The following is a 26781-nucleotide window of genomic DNA, read 5'->3' on the forward strand; positions in this document are numbered from 1 at the left end:
TAGGTGCGGGGGAGTGGGGGCGGTGGTTACGGTGCGTCGGGAGCGACGCGTACGTGTCCTGTCCGCAGCCGCCCGTCATCCGCAGCCCGCCCCTGGCCCCTGACCCCTGACCCCCAGGTGTGTCACCAGGGGTGGCGCCACGGGCCGCGACCGAAGCCGGGAACCCGACCAACGGGAGAGCCGATGACCGTCACCCCGCCGCCCTTCGACCCCGAACTGGCCGTCGTACTGGAGCTGAACCCCGAGGCCACCACCGTCCTCACGCCCGAGCTGATCCCCCTCGCCCGCGAGGTCATGGCCCAGCAGCGCCCCACCGACGAGGAGATACGGCGCCAGGGCACCTTCACGTTCGAGGAGCGTTCCGTGCCGGGGCCGGCCGGGGCGCCCGACATCTCGTTGCTGATCTGCCGGCCCGCCGGTGTGCCGCGCCCGTCCGCCGCGCTGCTGCCCGCCCTCTACTGCGTGCACGGCGGCGGCATGGTCAGCGGTGACAACCGGCTCGGGATCCCCGACCGGCTCGATCTGGCGCACGAGCTGGGCGGCCTGGTCGTGGTCTCCGTCGAGTACCGGCTCGCCCCCGAACACCCCCACCCCGCGCCCGTGGAGGACTCCTACGCGGGGCTCGCCTGGACCGCCCGGCACGCGCGTGAGCTGGGCATCGACCGCGACCGGATCTTCACCGTCGGCAGCAGCGCGGGCGGCGGGATCGCCGCGGCGCTGGCGCTGATGGCGCGGGACCGGGGTGGCCCCGAGCCGGCCGGGCAGCTCCTGATGGCGCCGATGCTGGACGACCGTAACAACACCCCGTCCAGCCACCAGATGGCCGGGGTCGGCACCTGGGACCGGGCCTCCAACCACACCGGCTGGAGTTCGCTGCTCGGCGACCGGATGGGGAAGCCGGGGGTCTCCCCGTACGCCGCGCCCGCCCGTGCCAGGGACCTGTCGGGGCTGCCGCCCCTGTACATCGAGGTGGGCTCCGCGGAGACGTTCCGCTCCGAGGACGTCGACTACGCCTCCCGTATATGGATGGCCGGGGGCCGCGCCGAACTCCATGTATGGCCCGGTGGTTTCCACGGTTTCCACGGCGACGCGCCGAAGACCCGGATCACCCGCGATGTGAAGGCCGCCCGGCTGCGGTGGATGCGGCGGGTGCTCGCCACGTCCTGAGCCGGTGAGTCACTGATTCACCGCTGAGCGGCCCCGTCCGCGGCGGTACGGGCCCGGCGGGGCCGGGTCACCGCCCAGAACGCCTTCTGTGCGAGCAGCGTGAGCGTGCCCGCGGCGACGATGCCCGCCAGGTTCAGCAGGAGCTGGCCGGTGGAGCCCCAGACCTGGCCGAAGTCGCCGTACCCGAGGGCGACCGCCGCGTTCGCCGCCGCAGGGACCGTCGTCACGGAGATGGCGACCCCGACCAGCGCGCCCGACTTCGCCGAGGTCAGCGAGAGCATGCCCGCCGCGCCCGCGAGGGCCGCGACCACCAGGGAGAACAGGTCAGGGTTCCAGATGAACGAGGTGTTCGGGCGGTCAGCCTCCAGCATCGACTCCGAGAAGAGCCCGAAGCCGTCCATCGCCAGGCCGAACACCGTCGTCAGCGCCATCGCCACCGCGAACCCGACGAGCACCGCGACCAGAGAACGCCACGCCAGGCGCGGGGCGCGCTGCACCAGCGCCGTACAGATGCCCGCCAGCGGGCCGAACTCCGGGCCCACCGCCATCGCGCCGACGATCAGGATCGCGTTGTCCAGCACCACACCACAGGCGGCGATCATCGTCGCGAGGGTCAGGAACGCCAGGTAGGTGACCGAGAGGGTGGACTCCTCGTGCGTCACCTCCTCCAGGTGCTCCCACAGCACGGCGTCGGCGCCCTCGCCCGGAGCTGCCTCCTCCGCCGCCTCCCCGCGCTTCGACAGCGACAGGTGGACGTCCTCCACGGAGATCGAACCGGACTCGTCGATACCGAGGCCGCACAGCACCCCGATCAGCTCGTCGCCCGCCTCGCGCGCCACGTCGCACAGGATCAGATCGCCGTGCGGGTCGCGGGCGGCGCCGGGGACGACGGCCAGGTGCGTGGTGCCGACGGTGGACTCGACGGCCCGTACCACCTCGTCCGTACGGTCGGCCGGTACGAGCAGACGCAGATGCAGCACGCCGGCCGCTCCTCAAAAGTCTCAGAAGTGATGTCAGAAGTCAGGTGTCAGATGTCAGAAGTGATGTCTCAGAAGTGCTGTCGTAAGTGAGCAGGTGTCAGAGTTTGCGCAGGGAGAGCCGCTGCACCTTGTGGTCCGGGCCCTTGCGCAGCACCAGTGTGGCGCGGCCCCGGGTGGGCGCCACATTTTCCAGGAGGTTGGGCCTGTTGATGGTCTGCCACGTCGTACGGGCGTACTCCAGGGCCTCCTCCTCGGAGACCTGGGTGTACTTCCTGAAGTACGACGACGGATCCTGGAAGGCCGTCTCACGGAGCTTGCGGAACCGGCTGAGGTACCAGCTCTCGATGTCCTCGGGGCGCGCGTCGACATACACGCTGAAGTCGAAGTAGTCGGCGAGCCCGACGCGCGTCCTGCCGTCCTTGCCGGGCAGCGCGGGCTGGAGGACGTTCAGCCCCTCCACGATGAGGATGTCGGGGCGCCGTACGGTGAGCACCTCGCCCGGCACGATGTCGTAGATGAGGTGCGAGTAGACGGGCGCGGTGACCTCGTCCCTGCCCGCCTTGATGTCCGCGACGAACCGGGTCAGCGCCCGCCGGTCGAACGACTCGGGGAACCCCTTGCGGGACATCAGCCCGCGCGCCTGGAGCTCCTTCATCGGGTACAGGAAGCCGTCGGTGGTGACGAGTTCGACCCGCGGGTGCTCCGGCCAGCGGGCCAGCAGCGCCTGGAGGAGCCGGGCCACGGTCGACTTGCCCACGGCCACGCTCCCGGCGACGCCTATGACGAACGGGGTGCCGCGCTGCGCGCCGTTCCCGTTGCCCGCGTCCCCGAGGAAGGTGTTCAGGGCGCCGCGGAGCCCGGCGGTGGACTGGACGTACAGGTTGAGCAGCCGGGAGAGCGGGAGGTAGACGTCGCGTACCTCGTCCAGGTCGATGACGTCCCCGAGCCCGCGCAGCCGCTCGACCTCCTCGGCGGTCAGCGGCAGCGGGGTCTTGTCGCGCAGCGCGCTCCACTCGGCCCGGGTGAGGTCGACGTAGGGCGTCGGCCCGTGGTCGGTCCGGCGGGCGGTGCTCCGTGACGGCGGTGACGTCGGCGAGGTGATCACCTGGCCATTGTCCGGCGCGACCGGCGGCCGGGGGAGGCCGCCGGGGGTGGGGTCGGTCACGTGGCGGCCGGGGCCCCTGCGGAGGGAGGGCCGGGCGTGAGCCACGTGGCGCGGGGCGGGGCGTGTGGCTTTCCTGTGGCGTGTACGTGAGGTCCCCGCCCCCCGGTGCGCGGTCTGCGACGATGCCGTCCGACGAGGGGGAAACGGCCGGGAAGGGAATGGTATGTGCGGAATCGTGGGGTACGTGGGCGGGCAGTCGGCGCTCGATGTGGTCATCGCGGGTCTCAAGCGCCTGGAGTACCGGGGGTACGACTCCGCCGGGGTCGCCGTCCTCGCCGGCGGTGGGCTCGCCGCGGCCAAGAAGTCGGGAAAGCTCCTCAACCTGGAGAAGACGCTGGTGGAGAGCCCGCTGCCGAGCGGTGTCACCGGCATCGGCCACACCCGCTGGGCCACCCACGGCGGCCCCACCGACGCCAACGCCCACCCCCACCTCGACAACGCGGGCCGCGTCGCCGTCGTCCACAACGGGATCATCGAGAACTTCGCCGCCCTCCGAGCCGAGTTGGCCGAACGCGGCCACGACCTGGGCTCCGACACCGACACCGAGGTCGTCTCGCACCTCCTCGCCGAGGCGTTCTCCTCCTGCGGCGACCTCGCCGAGTCGATGCGCCGGGTGTGCCGCCGGCTGGAGGGCGCCTTCACGCTCGTCGCCGTCCACGCGGACGCGCCGGACGTCGTCGTCGGCGCGCGCCGCAACTCGCCGCTGGTGGTCGGGGTCGGGGAGGGCGAGTCGTTCCTCGCCTCCGACGTCGCCGCGTTCATCGCCCACACGCGCTCCGCGATCGAGCTGGGCCAGGACCAGGTGGTGGAGGCGCGCCGCGACGGCGTGACCGTCACGGACTTCGACGGCGCCCCGGCCGCGGTCCGCTCGTACCACGTGGACTGGGACGCGTCCGCCGCCGAGAAGGACGGCTACGCCTCCTTCATGCTCAAGGAGATCGCCGAGCAGCCGAAGGCCGTCGCGGACACGCTGCTGGGCCGGATCGACGCCGAGGGCGCGCTCACCCTCGACGAGGTGCGGATCCCGGCGGCCGTGCTGCGCGAGGCGGACAAGGTCGTCATCGTGGCGTGCGGTACGGCCTTCCACGCCGGGCTGATCGCCAAGTACGCCATCGAGCACTGGACGCGGCTGCCCTGCGAGGTGGAGCTGGCCAGCGAGTTCCGCTACCGCGACCCGATCCTGGACCCGCGCACGCTCGTCGTCGCGATCTCGCAGTCCGGCGAGACGATGGACACGCTGATGGCGCTGCGGCACGCCCGCGAGCAGGGCGCGAAGGTGCTGGCCATCTGCAACACCAACGGCTCGACCATCCCCAGGGAGTCCGACGCGGTCCTCTACACGCACGCGGGCCCCGAGGTCGCCGTCGCGTCGACCAAGGCGTTCCTGACGCAGCTCGTCGCCTGCTACCTGGTCGCGCTCTACCTGGGCCAGCGGCGCGGTACGAAGTGGGGCGACGAGATCCGGGACGTCGTCCGTGACCTGGGGCGGATCGCGGGCGAGGTGGAGCGCGTCCTCGCCACGATGGAGCCGGTACGGGCCCTGGCGCGCACCCTGAAGGACAAGCGGACGGTGCTGTTCCTGGGCCGGCACGTGGGGTATCCGGTGGCCCTGGAGGGCGCGCTCAAGCTCAAGGAACTCGCGTACATGCACGCGGAGGGGTTCGCGGCGGGCGAGCTGAAGCACGGCCCGATCGCGCTGATCGAGCCGGACCTGCCGGTGGTGGTCGTCGTACCGTCGCCGCGCGGGCGCTCGGTGCTGCACGGCAAGATCGTCTCGAACATCCAGGAGATCCGGGCGCGGGGCGCGCGCACGATCGTGATCGCGGAGGAGGGGGACGAGGCGGTGGTGCCGTACGCGGACCATCTCATCCGCATCCCGGCGACGCCTACGCTGCTTCAGCCGCTGGTCGCGACGGTGCCGTTGCAGGTGTTCGCGTGCGAGCTGGCGACGGCGCGGGGCAACGAGGTGGACCAGCCGAGGAACCTGGCGAAGTCGGTCACGGTGGAGTGATCGAGTGATCGAGTGAGGGGAGACAGCGGAGTGATCATCGGGGTGGGGATCGACGTCGCGGAGATCGACCGGTTCGGGGAGTCGCTGCGGCGCACCCCACAACTGGCCGACCGGCTCTTCCTGGCGAGCGAGTTGCTGCTCCCCAGCGGCGAGCGGCGCGGTACGGCCTCCCTGGCGGCGCGGTTCGCCGCGAAGGAGGCCCTGGCGAAGGCGCTCGGCGCGCCCGGCGGGCTGCACTGGACGGACGCCGAGGTGTACGTGGAGGAGACCGGGCGGCCACGGCTGCGGGTGACCGGGACGGTGGCCGCGCGCGCCGCCGAGTTGGGCGTACGGAGCTGGCACGTCTCGCTCAGCCACGACGCGGGGGTGGCGTCCGCCGTGGTCATCGCGGAGGGTTGACGGGCAGGCAGGCGAACGGGGGTCGAGAGGTCGAGAGAGGGCAGGGCTGATGCGTACCGCCTACAGCGTGGAGACCGTGAGGAACGCCGAGCGCGAGCTGATGGCGCGGCTGCCGGAGGGCACGCTGATGCAGCGCGCCGCCGCCGGTCTCGCCGCCGCCTGCGCCGGGCTGCTGAAGGACCTGCTCGGCCGGGTGTACGGGGCGCGCGTCGTCCTGCTCGTCGGCAGCGGCGACAACGGCGGGGACGCCCTGTACGCCGGGGCGCGGCTGGCCCGCAGGGGCGCCGGGGTCACGGCGGTGCTCCTCGCCCCCGACCGCGCGCACGCGGGCGGGCTGGCGGCGCTGCTCGGCGCGGGCGGCCGGGTCGCGGACGACCCGTATGAGGTGCTGGCCGCCGCCGACCTGGTGCTGGACGGCATCACCGGCATCGGCGGCCACGGCGGGCTGCGGCCCGACGCGGTGCCGGTGGTACGGGCGGCCCGGGGCGCGGGCGCGGTGATCGTCGCCGTCGACCTGCCGAGCGGCGTCGAGGCGGACAGCGGGGAGGTCGAGGCGGCGGACCGGGCGGTGCGCGCGGACGCGACGGTCACCTTCGGTACGTACAAGCCGGGCCTGCTCGTCGACCCGGCGCGGGAACACGCGGGCGCCCTGCGGCTCGTGGACATCGGGCTCGGACCGTACCTGCCGTCCGTCCCGGAGCTGGAGGCGCTGCAACACGCGGACGTGGCGCGGCTGCTGCCCGTACCGACGGGCGAGAGCGACAAGTACCGGCGCGGCGTCATCGGTGTCGTCGCCGGCTCGGCGCGCTACCCGGGCGCGGCGGTCCTCGCCGTGTCGGGCGCGCTGCGCGGCGGCGCGGGCGCCGTACGGTACGTGGGCCCCGGCAGCGAGGCGGTCCTCGCCCGCTTCCCGGAGACGCTGGTCCACGAGGGCCCGCCGTCGGAGGCGGGCCGCGTCCAGGCGTGGGTGGTGGGCCCGGGGCTCGGCGAGGGCTCGTGGGCGCGCTCGGCGGTGGCCGAGGTGCTGGCCTCGGACGTCCCGGTTCTGGTCGACGCGGACGGCCTGCGCCATGTCACCGCGGAGGCGGCGGGGCGCCGTACCGCCGAGACCCTGCTCACCCCGCACGCGGGCGAGGCGGCGGCGCTGCTCTCCGTCCCCCGCGCCGAGGTGGAGGCGGGCCGGCTGGCCGCCGTACGGGAACTGGCCGCCCGGTACGGCGTGACGGCCCTGCTGAAGGGCTCGACGACCCTGGTCGCCGCCCCGGACCCGCGGACCCCGGTCCGCGTCAACCCCACGGGCACCGCCTGGCTGGCCACGGCCGGCAGCGGCGACGTCCTCTCCGGCCTCGCGGGCTCCCTCCTCGCCACCGGCCTCCCGGCCCGCGACGCGGCCTCCGTAGCGGCCTACCTGCACGGCCTGGCGGCCCGCCTGGCCGCGCACGGCGCGCCGGTGGCGGCGGACGACGTGGCGGCGGGCGTGGGGGAGGCGTGGCGCAACGTGGTGGGGGACGCGGGCTGAGGGGGCCGTACGCGCGGATCTCGCGGATCTCGCGGATCTGACCTCCGGGAGCGGCTTCGCGGGGGCGTCGTCGCCGTGATCACACGGCGTGGACTGCGTGGACTGCGTGGACGGCTCGGACGGTTCGGACGGTTCGGACGGCTCGGACGGCGAACCGGGGCACCGGGCCTGAGACACTGGGCGCGATGACCGGAACCATGCAGACCTCGGCGACCCTGCGGGCGCGGGCCGAAGTCGATCTCGCCGCCCTGCGGGGCAATGTGCGCGCGTTGCGCTCCCGTGTGGGGGACGGCGTCGCCGTGATGGCTGTCGTGAAGTCCGACGCGTACGGACACGGCATGCTGCCCGTCGCCCGCGCCGCCCGCGCCGCCGGGGCCACCTGGCTGGGGACCGCCACCCCCCACGAGGCGCTCGCGCTGCGCGCCGCCGGGATCGGCGGACGGGTGATGTGCTGGCTGTGGACGCCCGGCGATCCCTGGCGGGAGGGGATCGAGGCCGATCTCGACATGTCCGTCAGCGGGCTGTGGGCGCTGCGCGAGGTGACCGCCGCCGCGCGCGCGGCCGGGCGGCCCGCGCGGATCCAGCTCAAGTCCGACACCGGCCTCGGCCGCAACGGCTGCCCGCCCGCCGACTGGCCGGAACTCGTCGGCGCCGCCCTCGCCGCGCAGGCCGCCGGCGAGGTCCGGGTCACCGGGCTCTGGTCGCACTTCGCCTGCGCCGACGAGCCGGGACACCCGTCGATCGCCGCCCAGTTGGAGGTCTTCCGCGAGGTGGTGACGTACGCCGAGAAGGCCGGCGTCGAGCCCGAGGTGCGGCACATCGCCAACTCGGCCGCCGCGCTCACCGTCCCCGAGTCGTCCTTCGACCTGGTCCGGACGGGCATCGCCCTGTACGGCATCTCGCCCAGCCCGGAACTGGGCACCCCCGAGGACTTCGGGCTGCGCCCCGTCATGACGCTCTCCGCGTCCGTGGCGCTGGTCAAGCAGGTGCCGAAGGGGCACGGCGTCAGTTACGGCCACCACTACGTCACGCCGGAGGAGACCACCCTCGGCCTGATCCCGCTGGGTTACGCGGACGGCATCCCCCGGCACGCCTCCGGGCGCGGCCCCGTGCAGGTCGGCGGGGTGCGGCGGACGGTCGCCGGGCGGGTCGCGATGGACCAGTTCGTCGTCGACCTCGGCGGCGACACGCCCGAACCGGGCGCGACCGCCGTCCTCTTCGGCCCGGGCGACCGGGGCGAGCCGACCGCGGAGGACTGGGCACAGGCCGCGGGCACCATCGCGTACGAGATCGTCACACGCATCGGTTCCCGCGTCCCCCGCGTCTACCTGAACGACAGCGGGCATGCTGATCCGGACGGTCCCACCACCGAACCGACAGGGACCGGGCCGACAGGGACCGGGCCGACGGGGCCGACGACGGGGAGCGCACCGTGAGCGAGAGCGGCAACTGGCGCAGGGCGACGGGGATCGCGGGCGCCGCCATAGGCGTGATCGCCGCCGGCGCCGCCGCCGGTCTGGCGATCGAGAGGATGACCGTCGGACGCGGCATCCGCAAGAAGGCGCGGCTCGCGCTGGACGCGGCGGGCCCGTACGGCGCCCTGCGCGGCACCCCGGGCCGGGCCCTCGCGGACGACGGTACGGAGCTGTACTACGAGGTGGACGACGCCACCCCGGGGGAGGAGACCGGGGCGGAGGGGGCCGCCGGGCCACGCCGGCGGCGGCTCTTCGGCCGGAAGGCACCCGCGCCCGTCACCGTCGTGTTCAGCCACGGTTTCTGCCTCAACCAGGACGTCTGGCACTTCCAGCGCGCCGCGCTGCGCGGCCTCGTCCGTACCGTCCACTGGGACCAGCGCAGCCACGGCCGCTCCGCCCGGGGCGCGGCCCAGCTCGGGCCCGACGCCGTACCGGTCACGATCGACCAGCTCGGCCGCGACCTGAAGGCCGTCATCGACGCCGCCGCGCCCGACGGGCCGCTGGTGCTGGTCGGGCACTCCATGGGCGGCATGACGGTGATGGCGCTCGCCGACCAGTTTCCTGAGCTGATACGGGACCGGGTCGTCGGCGTCGCGTTCATCGGCACGTCGAGCGGAAAGCTCGCCGAGGTCACCTACGGGCTGCCGACCCTGGGCGTGAACGTCGTACGCAGTGTGCTCCCCGGCGTGCTGCGGGCGCTCGGCTCGCAGGCCGAGCTGGTCGAGCGCGGGCGGCGGGCCACGGCGGAGATCTCCGCCGGGGTGATCAAGCGGTACTCGTTCAGCTCGAAGGACGTGGACCCGGCCGTCGCGCGGTTCGCGGAGCGGCTGCTCGAATCCACCCCGATCGATGTCGTCGCGGAGTTCTACCCGGCCTTCACCGAGCACGACAAGGCGACGGCGCTGCCGGCCTTCCTGGAGGTTCCGGCGCTGGTGCTGGCGGGGGAGAACGACCTGGTGACCCCCAGCTCGCACAGCGAGGCCATCGGCGATCTGCTGCCCGACGCGGAGCTGGTGCTCGTCCCGGACGCGGGGCACCTGGTGATACTGGAGCACCCGGAGGTCGTCACGGACCGGCTGGCCGACCTGCTGGTACGGGTCGGGGCGGTGCCCGCACCGTCTAACGTGGGGACGCATGGAAGCACCGCACAGCCCGGCGCCTGACGACGTCGCCGCCCCTGCCGACAATCCTGCCGCTCCCGCCACTCCCGCGTCCCCTGACGCCCGTGACGCCCGTGACGCCCGTGACGCCTCCGTCACCCTCACCCTCACCGTCGGTTCGCCCGAACGGATGACGGAGCTGGGCCTGCGCCTCGCCGCGCTGCTCCGCCCCGGCGACCTGGTGATGCTCACCGGCGAGCTGGGCGCCGGCAAGACGACCCTGACGCGCGGCCTCGGTGAAGGCCTCGGGGTGCGGGGAGCCGTCACCTCCCCGACCTTCGTGATCGCCCGCGTCCACCCCTCCCTGACCGGCGGTCCCGCGCTGGTCCACGTCGACGCGTACCGGCTCGGCGGCGGTCTCGACGAGATGGAGGACCTGGACCTCGATGTCTCGCTGCCGGACTCCGTGGTGGTCGTGGAGTGGGGCGACGGCAAGGTCGAGGAGCTGTCGGAGGACCGGCTGCACGTGGTCATCGACCGGGTGGTGGGCGGGACCGACCCCGCGCCGGCCGAGGAGGACGACCGGCGCACCGTCACCCTGACCGGCCTCGGCGCCCGGTGGGCGGACGCGGACCTGGCCTCGCTGGCCCGGTAGGAGCTCACCGGCCCGGTAGGAGTCTCACCGCCCGGTAGGAGTCCACCAGCCCGGTAGAAGTCCACCAGCCCCGTAGGAGTCTCACCGGCCCCGTGGACGGTGATTCGGTCAGTCGTTCCGTACATTCCGACAAGACGTCGGCAAAATGTTGCGCGTGCCCTGCCGTGCGTGGTCACATGGTAGGGAGATTTGGTTAGGTCTACCTAACCATGCCTGCTCCCGGAGCCCCAGGAGGCACCCATGCCGGCGCCCGAGCGTGACACCCGTCCGCGGCCCTCGTCGTATCTGACGCGGTCGCTGTCGCCGTCGTCCGTCCCCATGAAAGACCTGCTGGCGTCCTGCGCCGCGGCGGCGGCCGTCTCCACGCCACCGCGCGCGCCCGAGCCGGACGCGCGGCAGGACACCGGGCTGGAGCTGCTGCGGGAGAGCGGCGAACAGCAGAGCGGCGCCGCGCGGGAGCGCGACGCCGCGTAAGGCCGGCATACGGGGGTTACCGGGCGGCTACGGGACGACTTCGACCTTCGAGCCGACCGTCGCGAACGTCCACATCGCGTTCCCGTCCCCCACCTTCATCCTGACCCCGCCCGTCTTCAGGGTCGGGTCGGGGCTGGTGAGCGTGCCGTCGACCGCCGCGCTGAACCCGATCGCCACGTTCTCGACGGTCGTGAAGCGCACCACGTGCTCGATCCGTACGCCGTCCGAGCCGGTCACGGAGCCGGACCGCGAGGTCACGGTGTACGAGCCGGGGGGCGGGCTGACCGTGCTCGGCATGACCGCGAACGTCCGCGTCGACCGGCCCTTCTCGTCCACCAGCCACACCCGCCGGTCGGCCAGCGCGTAGACGACCCGCTCCCCGGTGCCCGAGTCGGCCGGCACGGCCATCGGGTCCTTCGGCTTCTGCGCGGGGGCGCCGGAGGAGGAGGGCAAGGAGCTGGGGGCCGCTTTCCTGGGCTTCCCGAGGGTGTCGGGGACGTTCGCCGATGCCTGGAAGGCGAGGAAACCGACCACGGCGACAGCCGCTGCGGTGAGCCCGGCCACGATTCCCGAGCTGCTCCTGGACACCTTGATCCACCTCTCGTACGTATGACTCCGTGGTGACGTTAGCAGCAGCGGGGTGACGGGGCAGGGCGCCGTGCCCCGGCGCTGGGAGCCGTAGGCTGTTTGCGTGCTTCTGCTCGCCGTTGATACCGCCACGCCCGCCGTCACCGTCGCCCTCCACGACGGTTCCTCCGTCCTGGCCGCCGAGCGCAGGACCGACGCCCGCCGCCACGGGGAGCTGCTGCTGCCCGCCGTCGACCGGGTCCTCGCCCGGTCCTGCCGGAAACTCGACGACGTGACGGAGGTGATCGTCGGGGTCGGGCCCGGACCGTACACCGGGCTGCGGGTCGGCCTGGTGACGGCCCTGACCTTCGGCTCGGCGCTCGGCGTCCCGGTGCGCGGGCTCTGCACCCTGGACGGGCTGGCGTACGCGTCCGGACTGACGGAGCCGTTCGTGGTGGCCACGGACGCACGCCGCAAGGAGGTCTACTGGGCGCGGTACGCGGACGCCCGTACGCGGCTGACCGAGCCCGCGGTGGACCGCCCCGCCGACCTCGCCGAGCAGGTCGCGGACCTGCCCGTGGTGGGCGCGGGGGCGCTGCTCTACCCGGACGTCTTCCCGGACGCGCGGGCCCCCGAGCACCAGTCGGCCCAGGCGCTCGCCGCGCTGGCCGTCGAGAGACTCGCCGCGGGCGGGGAGTTCCTGGCGCCGGTGCCGCTCTACCTGCGGCGGCCCGACGCGCAGGTGCCCAAGAACTACAAGGTGGTCACCCCGAAGTGACCGCCTCCCCGGATTCTGCCTCCTCCTCCGCCTCCACCTCCGTCGTCCTGCGCGAGATGCGCTGGTGGGACATCGAGCCGGTGCTCGCGCTCGAACGTGATCTGTTCCCCGAGGACGCCTGGTCACCGGGGATGTTCTGGTCGGAGCTGGCGCACGCGCGCGGCCCGCGGGCGACGCGGCGCTACGTGGTCGCCGAGAGCCGGGGCGGCGGGAAGATCGTCGGGTACGCCGGGCTGGCCGCCGCCGGTGGCCTCGGTGACGTACAGACCATCGCCGCCGCCCGCGACCAGTGGGGCACCGGCCTCGGCTCCCGCCTCCTCACCGACCTCCTCCAGCACGCCACCGCCTTCGAGTGCGAGGAGGTGCTGCTGGAGGTACGGGTCGACAACACGCGGGCGCAGAAGCTGTACGAGCGGTTCGGCTTCGAGCCGATCGGCTTCCGCCGCGGCTACTACCAGCCGGGCAATGTCGACGCGCTCGTCATGCGCTTCCGCGCCCAGGACGCAGACGAAGCAGACGGAACAGAGACGGCAGGAACTGAGAACCATGGCTGACGAACCGCTCGTCCTCGGCATCGAGACCTCCTGCGACGAGACAGGCGTCGGCATCGTGCGCGGTACGACGCTGCTCGCCGACGCCATCGCGTCGAGCGTCGACGAGCACGCGCGCTTCGGCGGCGTGGTCCCCGAGGTCGCCTCCCGCGCGCATCTGGAGGCGATGGTTCCGACGATCGAGCGCGCGCTGAAGGAGGCCGGGGTCACCGCCCGCGACCTCGACGGGATCGCCGTGACGGCCGGCCCGGGGCTCGCCGGAGCACTGCTGGTCGGTGTCTCGGCGGCCAAGGCGTACGCGTACGCCCTCGGCAAGCCGCTGTACGGCGTCAACCACCTGGCCTCGCACATCTGCGTCGACCAGCTCGAACACGGCCCGCTGCCGGAGCCGACGATGGCGCTGCTGGTCAGCGGCGGCCACTCGTCGCTGCTGCTCGCGCCGGACATCACCAGCGACGTACGGCCCATGGGCGCCACGATCGACGACGCGGCGGGCGAGGCGTTCGACAAGATCGCCCGCGTGCTGCACCTCGGCTTCCCCGGCGGCCCGGTGATCGACCGGCTGGCGCGCGAGGGAGACCCGGCCGCCATAGCGTTCCCGCGCGGGCTGACCGGGCCGCGCGACGCCCCGTACGACTTCTCCTTCTCCGGGCTGAAGACGTCCGTGGCGCGCTGGATCGAGGCGAAGCGGGCGGCGGGCGAGGAGGTGCCCGTACGGGACGTGGCGGCCTCCTTCCAGGAGGCGGTGGTCGACGTACTGACGCGCAAGGCCGTCCGCGCCTGCAAGGACGAGGGCGTCGACCATCTGATGATCGGCGGCGGGGTCGCGGCCAACTCCCGGCTGCGCGCGCTCGCGCAGGAGCGGTGCGAGCGCGCGGGCATCCGGCTGCGGGTGCCGCGCCCGGGGCTGTGCACGGACAACGGGGCGATGGTGGCGGCGCTGGGCGCGGAGATGGTGGCGCGGGGGCGGCCGGCGTCGGACTGGGCGCTCTCGGCGGACTCGTCGCTGCCGGTGACGGAGCCGCACGTACCGGCGCCCCCGCACGACCACGACCACAGCCACAGCCACGATCACGACCACGTTCACGAGCTGGCGAAGGACAACCTGTACTCATGAGGCACACATGACGGTCGCGCTGATGTGGGAGGCCAGGGCCGCGTCCGGCCGGGGCGGGGAGCTGCTGGCGTGGGCCGGCGCGTACGAACTGCCGTACGCGCCACAGCGCCGCGAACTGTTCCGGGCCCCGGGGGACCGCGTCCTGGTCATCACCTGGTGGGACGGCGCGTACGACACCGACCTCCCCGAACTCCCCGACCCGGCACCGGACCTGATCGCCCGGCCGGTCCACCGCTGGCGGTTCGAGGCGCTCGGCGAGGAGCCCCTGGAGAGCGGAGAGGAACCCCTGGAGGGCTGAGCGGGCTCAGTCCTCCAGGAGTACGGAGGTGTCGAGGGAGGGATAGGGCGTGGGCAACGGCAGCGGACGACCCAGTTCCACTTCGACCTTCGTGGCGTAGTGCGCGGTGGCCGGATCGTCGCCAGGAACCGGGTAGGAGAAGGCGTACGCCTTGCCGTCCTGGCGGTGGATGAGGACATAGACCGGGATGCCGAAAGCGGCGTAACTGCGGTACTTGGGACCCGAGTCCGTCTCGTGGTTGCTGGAGGTGACCTCGCCCGCCAGGGCGAGCAGTTCGATCGGGTACCAGCCCTTGTGCGCTCTGCGGTATGCCTCGTCCATCTCGGTCGGCTTGCGGTGCTGCACGTAGAAGTCCGGGATGGCCAGGGAACGGGTGCGCTCGCCCCTCAGCCCGGTGCGGTAGCCGTTGCCCATGCCCGCCAGACGGATGCCCGCCGTGCGGAGTTGGAAGGAAAGCTCTGCTGCGCCGTCGTTGTGATTGTCGTCCGGCTGTGGCGGTACCACTGCCATCCCCTCGAAGTACTCGGGTCGAATAGGCGTCTCCGACGCTTCTTCGATCGCGATCAGTAGATCGATGGGGTCCTGCCTCGGCTCGGCCACCGGCTCGGTGATGGGGTCGGCGCTCATCGCTGTCCTCCCTGACTCTGATGCCAGGCTACGCCCGCATCGGGTGCCCCAGCAGGATGCTCGGGCATGATCGCGCACGCCCGTGGCGGTTCCGTGGGGATTCCCCCGGACGGGTGTCCCGCGCGGGCGCGCGCGGACCGGCTGGCCAGGGACAGGAGCGGACGGGCTACCAGCGGACCGGCAGCCGGTTCAGGCCGCGCAGCAGGCCGGGGCGCCAGTCGGGGGCCGCGGCTTCGTCGTCCAGGGTCAGGGCCGGGAAGCGTTCGAGGAGGGTGCGCAGGGCGATGGCGCCCTCCAGGCGGGCCAGTGGGGCGCCCAGGCAGTGGTGGATGCCGTGGCCGAAGGCGAGGTGGCCCCGGGTGGCGGCCGGGTCGCGGTGGATGTCGAAGCGGTCCGGGTCGGGGAAGCGCTCGGGGTCCCGGTTGGCCGCCGCGATGGAGAACATGACGGGCTCGCCCTGGGCGATCCGGGTCTCGCCGAGGGTGACGGGTTCGGCGGTGTGCCGGTACGACGTGGCCTGTACGGGCGGCTCGTACCGCAGCGTCTCCTCGATCGCGCCGTCCAGCAGCGTCCAGTCGGCGCGCAGCGCGGCGAGCTGGCCGGGGTGGCGCAGCAGGTGGTGGACGCCGCTGGAGATCAGGTGCGCGGTGGTCTCGTGCCCGGCGACCAGCAGCACGAAGGCCATGCCGAGCAGCTCTTCCGTGTCGAGGCCCTCGCCGTCCTCCCCGTCGGTGGAGTGGATCACCGCGTGCAGCAGATCGCTCTCCGCGGCCCCGGCCGGGAGCGCGCGTTTCTCCTCGATGAGGCTGAGGAAGTACGCCGTCATCTCCTGGTTGGCCCGCTGCGCGGCGTCCGGGGCGGTCGGATCGACGACCGCCGCCGACCAGGCCCGGAACGGCTCCCGGTCGGCGGCCGGGACGCCCAGCAGCTCGCAGATGACCGTGACCGGCAGCGGGAAGCCGTACGCGTCGACGAGATCGGCGCGGCCGTCCCCCTCCACGGCGTCGAGCAGCCCGTCGGCGATCTCCTGCACGCGGGGGCGCAGCGCCCGTACGCGGTGCGCGGTGAACTCCCGGGCCACCAGCCGGCGCAGCCGGGTGTGGTCGGGCGGGTCGACCTGGAGCATGTTGCGGCCGACGGCGTGGCCGCCGTCGCTCTTCCAGGAGGAGGAGTGCCGGATGTCGTTGCGCAGCCGCGCGGTGTCGGTGAGGGCGGTGCGGGAGGTGGCGCCGTCGGTGACGAGCCACTGCGGCGCGCCGAGGGGGAGGCTCACGGGGTGGACGCTGCCGGCGGTACGGAGCCGCGCGTAGCGGGGGTACGGGTCGGCGGTGAAGCCGGGCCAGTCGCCCAGGGCGAGGTCCTCGGCGCCGGCGTCCTCGGCGCGTACCCCGTCGCCGGTGGGTGTGCTGGGTGTGGTGGGTGCCGCGGAGTTGATGGGGTCGGTGGGGTCGGTGGGCATGGTGGGCTCCCGGGGCCGAACCTTAAGCGGGGAGGTCTCCCCACTTATTGGGTCCGACGATAACAGGAAGTGGGGAGTGCTCCACGGTTGGGGCGCCCACGGTACGGTACGGCCGTGAGACAGGACGCGCAGCGCAACCGGGAGCGGGTGATCGCCGCCGCCCGCGCGGTCTACGCCGAGCAGGGCGTCGAGGCCCCGCTCGATGTGATCGCCCGCAGGGCCGATGTCGGCAACGCCACGCTCTACCGGCGCTTCCCCGACCGGGCCGCGCTGATCGAGGCCGTCTTCGGCGAAGGGCTCGCGGCGACCATCGAGGCGGGGGAGCGCGCCCGGGCGGCGGCGGACCCGTGGGCGGGGCTGACGGCCTATCTGGAGCGCACCTTCGAGGGGCTGGCCACGGACCGGGGCGTCACGGACCTGATGACGACGGCCATGCCCGGCGTCCCCACGCTGGAGGCGCTGCACCTCCACAACGCCGGGACGATCGACGCCCTGCTGACGCGGTGCCGCGAGGACGGCACCGTACGCGGGGACCTGTCGGTCGAGGACGTGCTGTTCGCGCTGGCGGCGCTGGGCCGCGCCGTACCGGCGGCGGAGAGGGCGGCGTCCGGATCCTGGCGGCGGCTGCTCGCGCTCTTCCTGGACGGCCTGCGCGCGGAAGGGGCCCGCCCGTTGCCGGGCGGGCCCCTTACCGCTGATGAGCTGCGGACGGCGCTGGGCGAGCTGCACGGCCCCGGCCGTACGGGCGGGGGCGCGTCCCGCCCGTAACGTCGCGTCCCGTGCGACGCGGGTGGTGGTGGCGGGGTCTTATCCGGCCTGCTCCGCCAGCTCCTTGGCCCGCTTCTCCGTGATGAACTTCCAGGCCCCGCCGTCGCCCTCGGTGCACTTCATGACCGCGAGCGGCGCGTCCTTGCCGTAGTCGTCGACAGCAGGGTCGAAGCGCTTCAGCTTCAGGCACATGTCGTCGCTGGCGACGTTGCGTATCCAGTAGTGGGACAGGGTGTCGCCGCCGTTGGGCTGACGGTCGAGCCACCAGAGCTGGTTGTCGCTGGTGGTGCCGTCGCAGTGGAACTCGCCGATGTTTTTCCCGGACTCCACGGCCTCGTAACCCCCCAGGTCCATGCAGAGCTCGTCCGTGACGTTCCTGATCTGGAACAGGCTGGTCCCCTTGGGGCTCTTGTTCTTGTAGCGCACCTCAAGGTTCCACAACTGGTTGTCCTCGTCCGGGCGGTTGCAGAGCGAGTGCTGGACCGCCCCGTTCACGGTGCCCTTCTCCCGGCCGAGGATATCGGCGCACTTGTCCGTCCGGATGTCCCGCATCTGGACGCGGGTACGCGACGCCGGGTCCTTCTTCTCCTTCTCCTCACCCCCGCCGGAGTCCTTCTCGCCGCCGCCGTCCCCGTCGTCCGCGTCCGGCGACGGCTGTGCCGGGGTATCCGGCGTGGCGGGGGCCTCGGGCAGCTTCGGTGCCGCGGGTTCGGAGGGCTTGATGGACTGGGCGGCGACCGGTGCGGTCTTGTCCTGGGCCAGACTCCGCACGGCCGGCCTGTAGTTGAACCACATGATCAGCCCGGTGATGGTGAGCACCAGCAGCAGGCTCAGCACCGTCATCAGCCAGTACGGCAGGACGCCGCGCTGCACGTACACCCCGTCCACCGGCGTGGGCTCCGCGCCCGACCTGCGGATGTCCAGCGTGTAGGGCCGCTCCTGCTTCTGGCCCGCCCAGGTGATCTGACGCGGCTTCAGCGTCGCCTTGATGAACGCGGCACGGCCCGGCTCGATCTGGACGCTGCCGGGCAGGATCTCGTACGAGAGCTGATCGCCGTTGTCGCTGCCGCTGACGGACGCGGTGAGCTTGACGTTGCCGAGGTTGTCGACGGCCAGCTTGGGCCGCCCCCGGAACCGGCCCTTGACGGTCGGCGGCACGAGTTCGGCGTGCAGCTCCGTGAAGGGGGTGATGGTGATGTTGCCCTCGGCCACCGTCGTGGCGTCCGGATGCTCCGTGGGCACGACCTGCACCCCGTACGGATGCGGTCCCGCGGCGGAGTCGGGGGTGCGCGGCGGTGCGAAGGTGATGGCGACGGTACCGGTGGTGCCGGGGTAGAGCCGCAGAGTGGCGGGCTCGACGGTGGCGTACGGCGCGAGGTCGCCGACCGGGACGAAATGGTACTCATCGACGACGTCACCGGTGTTGCGCAACCGCAGCGTCACGGTCCTGGTCGCGCCCGCGTCCATGGTCGTCGATGCAGGTTCGAGGGAAGTCCATAGGCTCACACTGCCGACCCTAGAGGCGGGCGGGCACGATGAGCAGCGGCTCAGGGGCACGATTGCCGACCGGGAGGGCGCCGGGCCTTGCCCGAAGGCGCAGCGCCGTGCCCGTGGTCGCGCGCGTCCCCAGTTGCCCGCGCCCGCGGTTGTGCGCGGGCACAGTTGCCCGCGCCCGCGGCAGGTCAGAAAGATCTTCGAAAGAATTTCCCGGCGTGTGTCGATCCGGGCGTCTCCCGTTCGACGTAAGAGGTGAGAGGCGGGAAACAGCCCGCCCCCTATCCGAGGAGTCACCATGCCGCGCTATCTCTCCCTGGTCCGTATCGACGAGTCCACCGCACCCGCCGGCGGCCCCAGCCCCGAGCTCCAGCAGCGCATGGGCGCGCTGCTGGAGGAGATCACCAAGGCCGGCGTCATGCTCGACACCGCCGGACTGACGCCGACCTCCGACGGGGTACGGGTCCGTCACCACGGCGGGACGACCACCGTCACCGACGGGCCGTTCACCGAGGCCAAGGAGGTCATCGGCGGGTACGCGCTCATGCAGGCGAAGGACAAGGCCGAGGCCATCGAGTGGGCGCGGCGCTTCGTGGAGGTGCACGAGGACGAGTTCGACGTCACCTGCGAGGTCCGGCAGATCGCCGAGTAACCGGCGGGCAGCGCCTCCCGGAGACCCTCCCGCGAGGGTCGCCGCGCCCCCGTCCGGTGGGTGTGCTCTGATGGGTGCCCGTGAGGGCAGACGGGGCAGACAGACCGGACGGGCGGGCCGGGCGGGCCGGCGTGGAGCACGCGGACCACAGCGCGGACCGTGCGGTGGAGGCGGTCTTCAGGATCGAGTCCGCGAAGATCATCGCGGTGGTCGCCCGCATCGTGCGCGACATCGGCATCGCCGAGGAGATCGCGCAGGACGCGCTCGTCGCGGCGCTGGAGCAGTGGCCGGAGTCGGGCGTCCCGGACCGGCCGGGGGCCTGGCTCATGGCCACCGCCAGGCACCGGGCGATCGACCTCGTCCGCCGCCGCGAGACGTACGCCCGCAAGCTCGCCGAGGTCGGCCGCGCCCTGGCGGACGCCCCGGGACCCGACACCCCCGAGGCCGCGCTGACCGGCCCCGGCCCCGATTCAGGTACCGGCCCCGGGAGCAGCGGGGCCGGGATCGGGAGCAGCGGGGCCGGGATCGGGGGCAGCGGGGCCGGGACCGGGGAGGACATCGACGACGACCTCCTCCGCCTCATCTTCACCGCCTGTCACCCCGTCCTCTCCACCGAGGCCCGTATCGCCCTCACCCTGCGCCTCCTCGGCGGACTCACCACCGCCGAGATCGCCCGCGCCTTCCTCGCCCCCGAGGCGACCGTCGCCCAGCGCATCGTGCGCGCCAAGCGCGGCCTCGCCAGGGCGGGCGTGCCCTTCGAGGTGCCGTACGGCACGGAGCGCGCGGCGCGGCTCTCCTCCGTCCTGGAGGTCATCTACCTGGTGTTCAACGAGGGTTACTCGGCCACCGCGGGCGACGACTGGCTACGCCCCGGCCTCTGCGAGGACGCCCTGCGCCTCGCCCGTGTCCTCGCCGGCCTGATGCCCGACGAGCCCGAGGTGCACGCGCTCGCCGCCCTGCTGGAGCTCCAGGCGTCCCGGGTGCCCGCCCGTACGGGACCGGACGGCGCGCCCGTCCTGCTCGCCGACCAGAACCGGTCCCGCTGGAACCAGCTCCTCGTCCGCCGCGGCTTCGCCGCCCTCACCCACGCGGGCTCCCTCGCCGCGCGCACCGGCGCCGCGCCGGGGCCGTACGCCCTCCAGGCGGCCATCGCCGCCTGCCACGCCCGCGCGGTGACGTACGAGGAGACCGACTGGTCCGCGATCGCCGTCCTCTACGGCCGGCTCGCCGCGCTCACGCCCTCCCCGGTGGTCGAACTCAACCGCGCCGTCGCCGTCTCCCTGGCCGAGGGCCCGGCGGCCGGGCTCGCGCTGGTGGATGCCCTCGCCGACGACCCTGCGCTGAAGACGTACCACCTGCTCCCCAGCGTCCGAGGCGATCTGCTGGCCAGGCTGGGGCGTACGGACCAGGCGCGGGCCGAGTTCGAACGGGCGGCCGGGCTCACCCGTAACGAACGCGAGCGGGAACTGCTCAGGCGCCGCGCCGCCGAACTCGGGCCCGGGGCGCGGGAAGAGCCGTAGCCAAGCAGGACCCGTAGCCCCGTAGCCCTGTAGCCGGAGAGCCGTAACCCAGTAGGACCCGTAACTCAGTAGGACCCGTAGCCCCGTAGCGCCTGTCAGCTCCGCCAGATGGCCAGCGCCAGCGAGGCGCCCAGCGCCAACACAGCGACCACGTACGCCACTTGCTGTGCGGTCGGGCTCATCTCGACACCGCCAGCCGGTCCCTCAGCCGCGTACGGAGCAGCGGCGGCCCGATCTCGTCCAGCGAGGTCCAGCGCGCCCGGCCCAGCGCGGCCATCGCCGGAACGAGGACGCGCGAGTGCGCCCGGAAGAGATAGCGGAAGCCGTACCGGGTGCGCCGGCCGTCCTCGGGCGCGGCGGGCGAGGCGTCGACCAGGATCGGGCCCTCCTCGCCGGGCGCCGTCCAGGCGTTCTGGACGCCCGCGAACTCCTCCAGCACACGGCTCGCGGTGCGGCTGAGCGACTGGTCCGAGGGGTCGGGGGCGCCCTCGGCGAACCCCCAGGCGTCGCCGTACCGCAGGGCGAGTGCCCGCCCCTGCTCGTCCATCAGGATGGCGCCGGCCCTGACCACCGGGCAGCTCCCGTGGTGCAGGCACAGGCCCTGCCTGGAGTGGTCGAGCAACGCGTCGAACAGGGGCATCGTCGCCGACGTCTCGTCAGGGTGGCCAAGCAGGTAGTGGTTCAACTCCTTGATGATGGCGCTCTCTTCGACAGCCACAGTCAGCTCAACTCCTTGCGCTCTCGGACCAGGTCCTGGACCGGGTCCCGGTCCGGGACCGGATCCGGGTCCCGGACCGGGACCCGGTCCCTCCCCGGTGCTCGGCCGGCTCCTCGGTCGGCTCCCCGATCAGCATCAGCCCTCGGCCGTCCCCCGCCGTGGAGGAACGGGCTCTCTTCGCTGGAACGGCCGTAGCGAAATCACTGACGGTGACGGACAGATGGGCCGCGGTCGGTGTGACGAGGAGGCCACGGCGGCCACCGGCGTGTTTGTCATGACGCCAATGTTTCTACCAGTTCACGGGGATTACGTCCCAGTCCGTCCGGGTGCGCGGCGAAATCGATTCTTCTGAACGGGCAAGATATTCCGCTGCCGCTTCATACTGACGAGTGAATCCACCCCGAAGACATCTCTGCGCGGAGAAGTGGCACGTCACGATGGGTGCATGACGCACAGCGACATGCCTACGATGCGCAGTCGGCGGCTCGGCAACGAGTTGAAGCGGCTCCGTCTCGAACGGGCATACAAAGTCCAGGACATCGCCGACAAGCTCCAGTGCGGCCAGCCGAAGATCTCGCAGATCGAGAACGGCAAACGAGGCATAAGGCCGCTCGATCTGACGGTCCTGCTGGAGTTCTACGGAATTGACGACGCCGCGTACATCGCGAGCATCAAACGGCTCGCCAAGGAGATTCACAAAGTCGACTGGTGGAACGGCGAAGGCCCCGCGCTCCACGACTCACTTCGCGATTACCTCACGCTGGAGGCGGACTCCGACCTGGTGCGCGAGTACGACCCGGCGGTGATCCCCGGACTGCTCCAGACCGGCGCGTACATGCGGGAGATGTTCGAAGCACGCTTTCCCGCGGAGGAGATCACCCCGCTCGTCGAGACCCGGACCAAACGGCAGGAACTCCTCGGCCCGCAGCAGGACTTCCGGCTGTGCGCGATCATCGAGGCGGCAGTCCTGCACCGCATCAGCGCCTCGCGGGAGGTGGCCGGGGAGCAGCTCGAACACCTGCTGGACATGGGCCGGCGCAGCACCGTCGACCTCCGGATCCTGCCCCTCGACGCGGTGATCCCCGCCGAGCAGTACACGCCGTTCACGCTGTTCTCGCTCCGGGGCGAACCCTCCGTCGACGTCACATGGTTGGAGCATGTCACCGGCGGAACGCTGCTGGAGCGGCGGAGCGACGTCCAGGTGTACGCGCGCGTGTGGGACGAGTTCACCGCGGCGGCCCTCTCTCCGACCGCCTCGCGGAAGTACATCCGGGACCTCCTCCGGCGCAAAGGACAGTGATTCCGGGATTCCGGGATTCCGGCATTCCGGCGGGGTTCGACGCGGGCGCGGGCGCCGGCGGCCCGGTCGGTAGCCTCGTGCACATGTCACGCCGCACGCCTCTGCCGCCGCCCCCGCCCCCCGCGCACCTGCGCTCCTGGCCCGACCGGGCGGCCCTGCTCGCGGACCGGGCCGGGGTACTCGCGTATCTCGGCGGACGCAGCCTCGGACCGGCCGCGCTGGTGCTCTTCTGGGCGCTGGTGCTGGGGGTGCAGTTCGGATGGGCCCTGGTCGGCGAGGTGCTGGTCGCGATCGCCAACGGGAGCGACGACCCGTTCAGCGTCATGATCGCCGTGCCCGTCCTGGCGGTCGGGCTGGGCGCGCTGATCACGGCGGGGGTCTTCCTCGGACTGTCGGTCCGCAAGGAGCGCGCGATGCGCGGGCTGATGACCCAGTGGGCGGCGCTGGACAGCGACCCGGAGGGCGACGCGCGCCTGCGGATGGCGGGGCGCAGCCTGAGCTGGCTGCTGACGTCGTTCGCGGCGGGTGCCACGGGGCTGTGGATCGCGTTCGTCGTACCGGCCACGGCCGAGCGCGGCGAGGACACGTACATGGAGGTCGCGTACGCGATGGGCGCGGGCACCGTCCTGTGGATCGCCGGGCTGATCGGGGTGGCGCGAGCGGTGGGGCACTACCGCTGGGCGGTACGACTGGTCGTACCGGCGGCGGCCCACTGAGCCTCTGATGCGCGGTCAGATGCCCACCGAGCCGTCGATGGCCTCGCGCAGGAGGTCGGCGTGGCCGTTGTGGCGGGCGTACTCGTGGATGAGGTGCAGCATCACCATCCGCAGCGACACCTCCTTCTCCGCGCGCGGCGCGTAGACCGCGACGTCCAGCGACTCGGCCGCCGTCTCGATCCGGCGGGCGTGCTCCACCTCCGTACGCCAGGCGGCGAACGCCTCCTCGCGGGTGGCCGTACTCGCGTCGTACGCCACCTGGAAGTCGCCCTCGGCCGACCAGACGAGCGGGATGTCCTCCTCGTTGATCACACGGCGGAACCAGGCGCGCTCCACCTCCGCCATGTGCCGGACCAGACCGAGCAGGGAGAGCGTGGAGGGCGGCGTCGAACAGCGGCGCAGCTCCTCGTCGGAGAGGCCGTCCGTCTTCAGGACGAGGGTCGCGCGGTGGAAGTCGAGATAGCCGCGCAGCATTTCGCGCTCGCCGGCGGTGGCGGGCGGGACGGTGCGTTCGGTGGCGGAGGTCATGGCGGATCCTGTCGTGGTCGCGGACGGAGGAACGTACGGACGTACAGAGGCACGGACGCGCGGGTTTACGGACGCGCGATTTTACGGACCGTACGGGCTTACGGACGTACGGGCTCACGGAGGCGGAGAGGCCGACGCTACCGCCGTACGCCCCGGCCCGCACCGGACTTAAGAGCGCCACGACGCCCGAGGCCACAAGGCACCCCGGCCGAACCGGCTCCCGGACGGAGCGCCCCCACGCCGCCCCGCTACCCTCTGCCGCATGATCCCCCGCCGCCCCCTGCCGCCACCCCCGCCGCCCGAGGAACTGCGCGCCTGGCCCGACGACGCGGCACGTCTCGCCGACCGGTCCATGGCCCTGGCGGAGCTGAGCAGACGCGGTCTGGGGATCGCGCGGCTGTTGCTGCTGTGGCTGCTGGGGGCGGTCGCCGTGCTGGGGTGGGCGTCGGTCGGGCTGGCCATCCAGAGCTTCGGCGAGGGCGGCTTCGACCCCGTGAGCGGAATCGTGGCCCTGATCCTCGCGGCGATCCTGCTGGTGCCGGCGGCGACAGCCCTCGGATTCTGGCTGAACAAGGGCCGCGTCATACGGCTGCGGCTGGAGGAGTGGGCGGACCTCGACCCCGCGCCCGTGGGCGCGGCGCAGTCCCTGTCGCACCGCAGGTCGGTGCTGTGGCTGCTGCCGTCGGTGGCGCTCTGCCTGGCGGGGGTGAGCCTGGTGGGCATCGCCCTGGCCGAGGCGTCGGAGCGGACGTCGAAGGTGAGCGGCACGACGTACCAGGTCGGGCTCGGGGCCACGGTCCTGCTCACCGGAATTCTCGGCCTCGCCCAGGCGCTCGCGCAGCGCCGCTGGTCAGCGCGGTTCCACCAGCCGGCCCCGGCCCGCAGGGGCGGAGGCTCGCATCGCTGAGGCGGTTCCTACGCCGACGGTCCTATCCTGAAGAGGGAACGCATGCGCCATTCAGGGGTAAGGGGCGGCGGATGGAATGGCTTTGGTGGATTTTCGTCTTCTTCATCGTGGGCGGGTTCGGCTGGGTGGCCGACACGGGCCGGACCGCGCTCAAGACCCGGCACGAACGAAAAATCGAACGCTTCAAGCTGGCGGAGGGCGAGCGTCAGGCCGAGCGCCAGGCGCTGGAAGAGGCCCAGAAGCTCCCGGAGCCCATCTGCGGCTGCTCACACCACCTGGCCAAGCACGACCGCCAGGGCAAGTGCCACGAGGACGTCGAGGTCCCGACGGAGTGGGACGAGAACAAGAAGCCGTTGCGGTACGAACTCAGACAGTGCAACTGCCAGCAGTACGTCGGCCCCCAGCCGCTCTCCCAGGTCTACGCGGACGAACTGACGGACCTCGGCTGACGGCTGCGAGATGAGACAGCGAGCGGGGCAACGCAGCGCAACGCGGCAACGCGGGGCAACGTCGTGGAGCGTCAGCGCGAGGGGGGCGACGTGGAAACCGGGTGGCCCAGGAGCATCGTCGGGGCGCCGGACACGCGGGTCAGGAAGACCGTGGTGGCGTGCGGGCCCTTGAGCTTGAGGCGGCGGCGCAGTTCTTCCGGTTCCACTGCCGAGCCGCGCTTCTTCACCGTCAGGACGCCGACCTCGCGGGCGCGCAGCAGTGCCTTGAGCTTCTTGAGGTTGAAGGGGAGTTCGTCGGTGATCTCGTAGGCGGTGGCGTACGGGGTGGGGCGTAGCTCGTCGGCGGTGACGTACGCGATCGTCTCGTCGATCAGCCCCCCGTCCAGCTCCTCGGCGACCTCGGCGACGAGGTGCGCGCGGATGACCGCGCCGTCCGGTTCGTACAGGAAGCGGCCGACCGCGCGGACGGGCGGGTCGGGCAGGCCGTGTCCCGCGAGGGTGGTGGGGGAGGTGGGGGTGGTGCGGGGGGAGAGGAGGGTGGCGCGGCGGGTGCCGGGGGTGACCGGGGGGACGGAGGGTGCGGTCGGGGCTCGGTCGCCCGCGTACCAGAGCACCGCTTCCTTGACGTCGCCGCCGTCCGAGATCCACTCCGCCTCGAAGTCGTCCGGGACCAGCTCGTGCGGGATGCCCGGCGCGATCTTGATCGCGCCCGCGCCCACCCGCCGTACCGCCTCGACCGCCCAGGACAGCGGCGGCGAGTACGCCTCCGGGTCGAAGATCCTGCCCCGGCCGCCGCGCCGTGCCGGGTCGACGAAGAGGGTTCCGGCCGAGGCCAGGTCGTACTCCAGGACGTCCGCGCGGGTCACGGTCACGGGCGGGCCGCCGGGGGCCAGGGTGGTCACGTTCGTGCGGGCCATCTCGCAGGTCACCGGGTCGAGATCGACGGCGGAGACGGCGAAGCCCGCCCGCGCCAGCTCGATCGCGTCGCCGCCGATGCCGCAGCAGAGGTCCGTGATCCGGGGCGCGTCGTCCCCGTCCCCCGGTGCCGCGAGGGTACGGAACCTGGCTGCCCGGTAGGCGGCGACGGAGCCGCGCGTGGCCTGTTCGACGCCGTTGGGCGTGAAGTACATGCGGTACGCGTCCGCCGCGCCGAACTTCGCCACCGCGCGCTGGCGCAGCCGCGCCTGCGCCAGCGCCGCCGAGACCAGCTCGGCCGGGTGGTCGCGGCGCAGCCGGGTCGCGAGGGCGAGCTCCCCGGCGGGGTCGTGGTCGCGCAGCTCGGCGAGGAGGGCCTGGCCCTCGGGGGAGAGCAGGGGCGCGAGCGGCGAGACGGTGGCGGGGGAGGGGGCACGGTCGGTCATCCGGTCCATTGTGGGCCAGGCGGGGG

General features: G+C 72.7%; 28 protein-coding genes. 19 read left to right on the forward strand and 9 right to left on the reverse strand.

Going from position 1 to position 26781, the window contains the following annotated elements:
• Positions 1 to 183 precede the first annotated feature (183 nt).
• Positions 184 to 1167, forward strand: coding sequence for an alpha/beta hydrolase (locus ACIBJC_RS10650; RefSeq protein WP_399290335.1), 984 nt, complete (start codon positions 184 to 186; stop codon positions 1165 to 1167).
• Positions 1168 to 1184: 17 nt separating this feature from the next.
• Here ACIBJC_RS10650 and ACIBJC_RS10655 read toward each other — a convergent pair whose 3' ends face one another.
• Positions 1185 to 2147 (reverse strand): DUF389 domain-containing protein, encoded by a 963-nt coding sequence (locus ACIBJC_RS10655; RefSeq protein WP_399290337.1) that lies wholly within the window; start codon positions 2145 to 2147, stop codon positions 1185 to 1187.
• A gap of 97 nt (positions 2148 to 2244) precedes the next feature.
• Positions 2245 to 3252: a type I pantothenate kinase gene (coaA, locus tag ACIBJC_RS10660; protein ID WP_399291161.1), complete on the reverse strand. Its 1008-nt coding sequence runs from the start codon at positions 3250 to 3252 to the stop codon at positions 2245 to 2247.
• A gap of 223 nt (positions 3253 to 3475) precedes the next feature.
• Between coaA and glmS the strand changes: the two genes are divergently transcribed.
• The 7 genes from glmS to ACIBJC_RS10695 all read left to right on the forward strand — a co-directional run bounded on the left by glmS (position 3476) and on the right by ACIBJC_RS10695 (position 10945).
• Complete coding sequence (gene glmS, locus ACIBJC_RS10665) at positions 3476 to 5323, forward strand: glutamine--fructose-6-phosphate transaminase (isomerizing) (protein WP_399290339.1); 1848 nt, start codon at positions 3476 to 3478, stop codon at positions 5321 to 5323.
• A 30-nt stretch (positions 5324 to 5353) separates the two neighbouring features.
• Positions 5354 to 5722 carry a holo-ACP synthase gene (locus ACIBJC_RS10670; RefSeq protein ID WP_384916443.1) on the forward strand — a complete coding sequence of 123 codons (369 nt, stop codon included), beginning with the start codon at positions 5354 to 5356 and terminating at the stop codon, positions 5720 to 5722.
• Between the two features lie 49 nt (positions 5723 to 5771).
• On the forward strand, positions 5772 to 7241 hold the full coding sequence (locus tag ACIBJC_RS10675; protein ID WP_399290341.1) for an NAD(P)H-hydrate dehydratase: 1470 nt from the start codon (positions 5772 to 5774) through the stop codon (positions 7239 to 7241).
• Between the two features lie 197 nt (positions 7242 to 7438).
• On the forward strand, positions 7439 to 8677 hold the full coding sequence (gene alr / locus ACIBJC_RS10680) for an alanine racemase (protein WP_399291165.1): 1239 nt from the start codon (positions 7439 to 7441) through the stop codon (positions 8675 to 8677).
• Positions 8674 to 9879, forward strand: a complete 1206-nt coding sequence (locus ACIBJC_RS10685) for an alpha/beta fold hydrolase (protein WP_399290343.1) — start codon at positions 8674 to 8676, stop codon at positions 9877 to 9879. Before alr ends, ACIBJC_RS10685 begins: the two co-directional genes overlap by 4 nt.
• Positions 9851 to 10471, forward strand: a complete 621-nt coding sequence (tsaE, locus tag ACIBJC_RS10690; protein WP_399290345.1) for a tRNA (adenosine(37)-N6)-threonylcarbamoyltransferase complex ATPase subunit type 1 TsaE — start codon at positions 9851 to 9853, stop codon at positions 10469 to 10471. The genes ACIBJC_RS10685 and tsaE overlap by 29 nt, the downstream gene beginning before the upstream one ends.
• A gap of 240 nt (positions 10472 to 10711) precedes the next feature.
• On the forward strand, positions 10712 to 10945 hold the full coding sequence (locus ACIBJC_RS10695) for a hypothetical protein (RefSeq protein ID WP_399290347.1): 234 nt from the start codon (positions 10712 to 10714) through the stop codon (positions 10943 to 10945).
• Positions 10946 to 10972: 27 nt separating this feature from the next.
• Here ACIBJC_RS10695 and ACIBJC_RS10700 read toward each other — a convergent pair whose 3' ends face one another.
• A complete protein-coding gene (locus tag ACIBJC_RS10700; RefSeq protein WP_399290349.1) occupies positions 10973 to 11533 on the reverse strand; it encodes a hypothetical protein in 561 nt (186 codons plus the stop codon).
• Positions 11534 to 11636: 103 nt separating this feature from the next.
• Between ACIBJC_RS10700 and tsaB the strand changes: the two genes are divergently transcribed.
• From tsaB to ACIBJC_RS10720, 4 genes are read left to right on the forward strand one after another with little or no spacing between them, the layout of a single operon-like run.
• Entirely contained in the window at positions 11637 to 12290 is a 654-nt protein-coding gene (gene tsaB / locus ACIBJC_RS10705) for a tRNA (adenosine(37)-N6)-threonylcarbamoyltransferase complex dimerization subunit type 1 TsaB (protein ID WP_399290351.1), read from the forward strand.
• A gap of 56 nt (positions 12291 to 12346) precedes the next feature.
• Positions 12347 to 12844: a ribosomal protein S18-alanine N-acetyltransferase gene (rimI, locus tag ACIBJC_RS10710; RefSeq protein WP_399291168.1), complete on the forward strand. Its 498-nt coding sequence runs from the start codon at positions 12347 to 12349 to the stop codon at positions 12842 to 12844.
• Positions 12837 to 13958: a tRNA (adenosine(37)-N6)-threonylcarbamoyltransferase complex transferase subunit TsaD gene (tsaD, locus tag ACIBJC_RS10715; protein ID WP_399290353.1), complete on the forward strand. Its 1122-nt coding sequence runs from the start codon at positions 12837 to 12839 to the stop codon at positions 13956 to 13958. Before rimI ends, tsaD begins: the two co-directional genes overlap by 8 nt.
• A 7-nt stretch (positions 13959 to 13965) precedes the next feature.
• A complete protein-coding gene (locus tag ACIBJC_RS10720; RefSeq protein ID WP_399290355.1) occupies positions 13966 to 14256 on the forward strand; it encodes a hypothetical protein in 291 nt (96 codons plus the stop codon).
• A gap of 6 nt (positions 14257 to 14262) precedes the next feature.
• Here the strand turns inward: ACIBJC_RS10720 and ACIBJC_RS10725 are convergent, their stop codons facing one another.
• Positions 14263 to 14883, reverse strand: a complete 621-nt coding sequence (locus ACIBJC_RS10725; protein WP_399290357.1) for a Uma2 family endonuclease — start codon at positions 14881 to 14883, stop codon at positions 14263 to 14265.
• Positions 14884 to 15049: 166 nt separating this feature from the next.
• A complete protein-coding gene (locus ACIBJC_RS10730; protein ID WP_399290359.1) occupies positions 15050 to 16342 on the reverse strand; it encodes a cytochrome P450 in 1293 nt (430 codons plus the stop codon).
• A gap of 114 nt (positions 16343 to 16456) precedes the next feature.
• Here ACIBJC_RS10730 and ACIBJC_RS10735 point away from each other — a divergent pair, with 114 nt between their 5' ends.
• Complete coding sequence (locus ACIBJC_RS10735; RefSeq protein WP_399290361.1) at positions 16457 to 17110, forward strand: TetR/AcrR family transcriptional regulator; 654 nt, start codon at positions 16457 to 16459, stop codon at positions 17108 to 17110.
• Positions 17111 to 17149: 39 nt separating this feature from the next.
• Here ACIBJC_RS10735 and ACIBJC_RS10740 read toward each other — a convergent pair whose 3' ends face one another.
• A complete protein-coding gene (locus ACIBJC_RS10740) occupies positions 17150 to 18616 on the reverse strand; it encodes a ricin-type beta-trefoil lectin domain protein (protein ID WP_399290363.1) in 1467 nt (488 codons plus the stop codon).
• A gap of 286 nt (positions 18617 to 18902) precedes the next feature.
• On the opposite strand from ACIBJC_RS10740, the gene ACIBJC_RS10745 reads away from it, so the two are divergent.
• Both ACIBJC_RS10745 and ACIBJC_RS10750 read left to right on the forward strand, forming a co-directional pair.
• Positions 18903 to 19256: a YciI family protein gene (locus ACIBJC_RS10745; RefSeq protein WP_399290365.1), complete on the forward strand. Its 354-nt coding sequence runs from the start codon at positions 18903 to 18905 to the stop codon at positions 19254 to 19256.
• A 131-nt stretch (positions 19257 to 19387) separates the two neighbouring features.
• Complete coding sequence (locus tag ACIBJC_RS10750) at positions 19388 to 20776, forward strand: RNA polymerase sigma factor (protein WP_399290367.1); 1389 nt, start codon at positions 19388 to 19390, stop codon at positions 20774 to 20776.
• Positions 20777 to 20954: 178 nt separating this feature from the next.
• Here ACIBJC_RS10750 and ACIBJC_RS10755 read toward each other — a convergent pair whose 3' ends face one another.
• Positions 20955 to 21494, reverse strand: coding sequence for an NUDIX domain-containing protein (locus tag ACIBJC_RS10755; protein ID WP_399290369.1), 540 nt, complete (start codon positions 21492 to 21494; stop codon positions 20955 to 20957).
• A gap of 445 nt (positions 21495 to 21939) precedes the next feature.
• Between ACIBJC_RS10755 and ACIBJC_RS10760 the strand changes: the two genes are divergently transcribed.
• Together ACIBJC_RS10760 and ACIBJC_RS10765 are read left to right on the forward strand one after the other, a co-directional pair.
• Positions 21940 to 22794, forward strand: a complete 855-nt coding sequence (locus ACIBJC_RS10760; protein ID WP_399290371.1) for a helix-turn-helix transcriptional regulator — start codon at positions 21940 to 21942, stop codon at positions 22792 to 22794.
• Between the two features lie 83 nt (positions 22795 to 22877).
• Positions 22878 to 23510 (forward strand): hypothetical protein, encoded by a 633-nt coding sequence (locus ACIBJC_RS10765; protein WP_399290373.1) that lies wholly within the window; start codon positions 22878 to 22880, stop codon positions 23508 to 23510.
• Between the two features lie 15 nt (positions 23511 to 23525).
• On the opposite strand, the gene ACIBJC_RS10770 is transcribed toward ACIBJC_RS10765, so the two are convergent.
• Positions 23526 to 24038, reverse strand: a complete 513-nt coding sequence (locus tag ACIBJC_RS10770; RefSeq protein WP_399290375.1) for a DinB family protein — start codon at positions 24036 to 24038, stop codon at positions 23526 to 23528.
• A gap of 262 nt (positions 24039 to 24300) precedes the next feature.
• Here ACIBJC_RS10770 and ACIBJC_RS10775 point away from each other — a divergent pair, with 262 nt between their 5' ends.
• Complete coding sequence (locus ACIBJC_RS10775) at positions 24301 to 24945, forward strand: hypothetical protein (RefSeq protein WP_399290376.1); 645 nt, start codon at positions 24301 to 24303, stop codon at positions 24943 to 24945.
• Positions 24946 to 25016: 71 nt separating this feature from the next.
• Entirely contained in the window at positions 25017 to 25394 is a 378-nt protein-coding gene (locus ACIBJC_RS10780; protein ID WP_399290378.1) for a hypothetical protein, read from the forward strand.
• A 71-nt stretch (positions 25395 to 25465) separates the two neighbouring features.
• On the opposite strand, the gene ACIBJC_RS10785 is transcribed toward ACIBJC_RS10780, so the two are convergent.
• Positions 25466 to 26764, reverse strand: a complete 1299-nt coding sequence (locus ACIBJC_RS10785) for an SAM-dependent methyltransferase (RefSeq protein WP_399290380.1) — start codon at positions 26762 to 26764, stop codon at positions 25466 to 25468.
• Positions 26765 to 26781: the final 17 nt, after the last annotated feature.

Source organism: Streptomyces sp. NPDC050509 (assembly GCF_044457965.1).
In the GTDB taxonomy this organism is placed as follows: Bacteria; Actinomycetota; Actinomycetes; order Streptomycetales; family Streptomycetaceae; genus Streptomyces.

Bases quoted from the DNA above. Each gene is read 5' to 3' on its own strand.
- ACIBJC_RS10650 (WP_399290335.1), top strand. From the start codon at position 184: ATGACCGTCACCCCGCCGCCCTTCGACCCCGAACTGGCCGTCGTACTG.
- glmS (WP_399290339.1), top strand. From the start codon at position 3,476: ATGTGCGGAATCGTGGGGTACGTGGGCGGGCAGTCGGCGCTCGATGTG.
- ACIBJC_RS10675 (WP_399290341.1), top strand. From the start codon at position 5,772: ATGCGTACCGCCTACAGCGTGGAGACCGTGAGGAACGCCGAGCGCGAG.
- alr (WP_399291165.1), top strand. From the start codon at position 7,439: ATGCAGACCTCGGCGACCCTGCGGGCGCGGGCCGAAGTCGATCTCGCC.
- tsaE (WP_399290345.1), top strand. From the start codon at position 9,851: ATGGAAGCACCGCACAGCCCGGCGCCTGACGACGTCGCCGCCCCTGCC.
- ACIBJC_RS10695 (WP_399290347.1), top strand. From the start codon at position 10,712: ATGCCGGCGCCCGAGCGTGACACCCGTCCGCGGCCCTCGTCGTATCTG.
- rimI (WP_399291168.1), top strand. From the start codon at position 12,347: ATGCGCTGGTGGGACATCGAGCCGGTGCTCGCGCTCGAACGTGATCTG.
- tsaD (WP_399290353.1), top strand. From the start codon at position 12,837: ATGGCTGACGAACCGCTCGTCCTCGGCATCGAGACCTCCTGCGACGAG.
- ACIBJC_RS10720 (WP_399290355.1), top strand. From the start codon at position 13,966: ATGACGGTCGCGCTGATGTGGGAGGCCAGGGCCGCGTCCGGCCGGGGC.
- ACIBJC_RS10725 (WP_399290357.1), bottom strand. From the start codon at position 14,883: ATGAGCGCCGACCCCATCACCGAGCCGGTGGCCGAGCCGAGGCAGGAC.
- ACIBJC_RS10730 (WP_399290359.1), bottom strand. From the start codon at position 16,342: ATGCCCACCGACCCCACCGACCCCATCAACTCCGCGGCACCCACCACA.
- ACIBJC_RS10745 (WP_399290365.1), top strand. From the start codon at position 18,903: ATGCCGCGCTATCTCTCCCTGGTCCGTATCGACGAGTCCACCGCACCC.
- ACIBJC_RS10760 (WP_399290371.1), top strand. From the start codon at position 21,940: ATGACGCACAGCGACATGCCTACGATGCGCAGTCGGCGGCTCGGCAAC.
- ACIBJC_RS10765 (WP_399290373.1), top strand. From the start codon at position 22,878: ATGTCACGCCGCACGCCTCTGCCGCCGCCCCCGCCCCCCGCGCACCTG.
- ACIBJC_RS10770 (WP_399290375.1), bottom strand. From the start codon at position 24,038: ATGACCTCCGCCACCGAACGCACCGTCCCGCCCGCCACCGCCGGCGAG.
- ACIBJC_RS10775 (WP_399290376.1), top strand. From the start codon at position 24,301: ATGATCCCCCGCCGCCCCCTGCCGCCACCCCCGCCGCCCGAGGAACTG.
- ACIBJC_RS10780 (WP_399290378.1), top strand. From the start codon at position 25,017: ATGGAATGGCTTTGGTGGATTTTCGTCTTCTTCATCGTGGGCGGGTTC.
- ACIBJC_RS10785 (WP_399290380.1), bottom strand. From the start codon at position 26,764: ATGGACCGGATGACCGACCGTGCCCCCTCCCCCGCCACCGTCTCGCCG.